We start from the raw sequence: 2,082 nt of genomic DNA, 5'->3' as shown, positions 1-2,082 counted from the left end.
CTTGAGCAATGTGTTGTGCTGCTGGAGCTGAGCAAGATAATCCAAGACTTTTTGGTCTGGATGGTCATGCTGGGCATGGCAACAACCCCTCACTGCCGCCGAGTTCAAGGCCAGGTGCCACAAGCACAAGACACTGGCCGACCACTTACTCCACGCTGTCGGGACTGTATAAATAAACAGCTAACTTCTTGTCACAAAATACCGCTACCATTAGTGCACTCTTGGCATAGAGGAAGCAGTAGTTATACTTGGACTAATTAGCTTCGCTTATACAGCCATAATGGAGGCATAAACAGGAGGATAACTATGGCCCCTCGCATTATTACGCAGGAGGATCGGAACAAAGCACAAAAATTAAAGGCCCTATTTGAAAGTAAGAAAAAAGAACTGGGCCTTACCCAAGTCAAATGTGCTGAAAAACTGAAGATAACGCAAAGCGCGGTCAGCCAATTTTTCAACGCTATCGTGCCGCTCAACACCGATACCATACTGTCCTTTGCAGAACTTCTGGAGACCAAACCATCGGATATTGACCCCAAACTGTCTGAGGATCGCTTTAAAACTAAAGAAATGTTCCATCCAGTACCTATTATTGGGACTATTTCAAACAGGCAACCAAGGGACTATTACAGGAAACTATGGCTCAAAAACCCTGATTACCACGCTGTCGGTTTTGAAATAGACGAGGACACCGTTGACTACGAAAAAAATTCAATCCTGATACTTTTGTTAAATAAGAAACCAAGAAAAAATAATAATGTACTAATCCGCCTGAGGAAACGCACCCGTTTCCAGACGGGTAAGTATCTTGGTGAAGATACCTTCGACCTCAACGGCGTAGTACAAAAACTGACCGCCAACGAAATATCCTACCTCGCTAAAATCAGTGAAGTCGTACGGCCATAGGCCGTATGACTCTTGTTAAGAAATATTAGCATGACTAATATAGGAATTTAGGCATTGCCAATACTAACCAGGGATAGCGATATGAATAACACCAGTACTTTTAACCACCCTCTCTTTGGCGATGTTCGCACCGTTGAGCAAAATAACGATGTATGGTTTGTAGCTAAGGATGTAGCAGTTTAACTGGGGTCCACCATATAGGGGATCACTGTAAAAACGCTGTTATTGATGGGGTAACGATCCGTGACTCCATCGGACGTGAACAAAAACCCACCATCATCCCCGAACGCGATGTATACCGTTTGGTCATGCGATCTAAACTCCCCGCCGCTGAACAATTTGAAGAGTGGTTAGTGTCTGAGGTTTTGCCCTCTATTCGTAAAACTGGGAGTTATAACCCCCGCGATATAGATACCCTCACTCCCGCTGAAAAAATAGCCCGGTCAAATGCCGCCTGCCTGGAGTTGGCAAACCAGTTCGGTTTCTCCGGCAACCAGGCCCTCTTGTCAGCCTCCAAGGCAACCGAAGACCGGGTAAAGCCCTATCAAACTGCCGGGGGTAGAACTGAAGTCAGACCGCAAAGAGAAGACCTATACCGTCACCGAACTGGGCCGTGAGTTTTATGATGGTATGTCACCCCAAAAGCTGAACCGCCGGTTTGAGGCCGCAAAGCTACAGAACAGAGTAGCAGGTCAATGGGAGTTGACCGAGAAAGGCAAAAAACACGCGGAAGTTATCGACACTGGCAAAAAGCGAAGTAACGGGACACCCGTTAAACAGATCAAGCGGTTCAAGACAGTAGTGGAGGAAATCTGATGGAACAGCCATTAGTACTATCGACCAGAGAAGCAGCCAAATTTATCGGTGTCAGCAAACAGCGCCTGGACCTTTCGCGCATAACCGGGGACCTCTGCGGAGCCAACCCCCCACACTTCTTCAGGATCGGGAAAAAGCTGGTCAGGTACAAGGCCGCAGACCTTGAAAAGTGGGTTGAAGATCAGACCACTTTCACGACCCTCGCAGAAGAATTTACGGCCTGACAAGGCCGTTTTTTATACCCTCATATCTCCGAACTCGCCGCCCCTATAACGCCCCTGAAAATTATTTTTTCCATTTTGGTCGGTAACTGTTTGGTGATCCCATACAATGTTCGCGATTACCAGGAGCTGCAGCCAT

4 protein-coding genes are annotated in these 2,082 nt (G+C 47.0%); all 4 read left to right on the top strand.

What is annotated here, in order from left to right; genetic code table 11:
- Positions 1-306: 306 nt before the first annotated feature.
- Entirely contained in the window at positions 307-906 is a 600-nt protein-coding gene (locus tag KDK14_RS06565; protein WP_257264224.1) for a helix-turn-helix transcriptional regulator, read from the top strand.
- A gap of 54 nt (positions 907-960) precedes the next feature.
- On the top strand, positions 961-1,089 hold the full coding sequence (locus KDK14_RS06560; protein WP_257264223.1) for a hypothetical protein: 129 nt from the start codon (positions 961-963) through the stop codon (positions 1,087-1,089).
- A 14-nt stretch (positions 1,090-1,103) separates the two neighbouring features.
- Positions 1,104-1,523, top strand: a complete 420-nt coding sequence (locus KDK14_RS21675) for a Bro-N domain-containing protein (RefSeq protein WP_373691043.1) — start codon at positions 1,104-1,106, stop codon at positions 1,521-1,523.
- A gap of 198 nt (positions 1,524-1,721) precedes the next feature.
- The gene (locus tag KDK14_RS06555; RefSeq protein WP_257264222.1) at positions 1,722-1,946 is read left to right on the top strand and encodes an AlpA family transcriptional regulator; all 225 of its coding nucleotides are present in this window, start codon (positions 1,722-1,724) and stop codon (positions 1,944-1,946) included.
- Positions 1,947-2,082: the final 136 nt, after the last annotated feature.

The organism is Endozoicomonas sp. ONNA2, assembly GCF_024606365.1.
Classification (GTDB): Bacteria; Pseudomonadota; Gammaproteobacteria; order Pseudomonadales; family Endozoicomonadaceae; genus Endozoicomonas.
This window is presented reverse-complemented; position numbering and strand designations above follow the sequence as displayed.

What these genes read in the sequence shown, in the direction of transcription:
- KDK14_RS06555 (WP_257264222.1), top strand. Translation starts at nt 1,722, where the DNA reads ATGGAACAGCCATTAGTACTATCGACCAGAGAAGCAGCCAAATTTATC.
- KDK14_RS06565 (WP_257264224.1), top strand. Translation starts at nt 307, where the DNA reads ATGGCCCCTCGCATTATTACGCAGGAGGATCGGAACAAAGCACAAAAA.